This window comes from Peribacillus sp. P4_C12 (genome assembly GCF_056402095.1).
In genome coordinates this window covers 1-547 of sequence record NZ_JBFUIB010001200.1, presented here as the reverse complement: position 1 = coordinate 547, position 547 = coordinate 1, and the positions used below count along the sequence as shown (strand labels likewise).

At 38.9% G+C, this 547-nt stretch carries 1 protein-coding gene; it reads left to right on the top strand.

The genetic code is table 11. The features are described from left to right. Positions 1-10 precede the first annotated feature (10 nt). Positions 11-547: class I adenylate-forming enzyme family protein (locus AC1DUW_RS32125; protein ID WP_477644621.1), on the top strand; the 537-nt coding region annotated here is incomplete at its 3' end.

The following is a 547-nucleotide window of genomic DNA, read 5'->3' as shown; positions in this document are numbered from 1 at the left end:
GTTATTGCACATGGTTAGAATAGGCGGGACATCCGTTATCATGAGTAGATATAGGACGGAAGAATATATTCGTTTAACAGCTGAAGAAAATGTTTCCTTTTTATTTAACGTCCCAACCATCTATGTCATGATGATGTCTCACCAAGATTTTCTAAATTATAGGTATCCAAAGGTAAATTGTATTGCCTTTGGTGGTGCACCTATGTCTTCCGAAACTATTAATAATTTAAAAAGGCATTTTCCGAATGCCTCTCTGCATAATGCTTACGGCGCAACCGAGAGTACTTCACCAGCAACAATAATGCCACAATCCTATAATCAAAACAAGATTGTTTCGGTTGGATTGCCGGTTCCTGTTGGAGTATTAAAAGTGGTTAATGATAAGGGTGAACCATGTTTACCTGAAGAAGTTGGAGAATTATTAATGAAGGGACCAATGGTGGTTGAGGGCTATTGGGACAATGAGGTAGCGAACCAAGCATCATTCATTGATGGGTTCTGGCGCTCAGGAGATTTAGCAAAAATAGACCAGGATGGTTTTGTATAT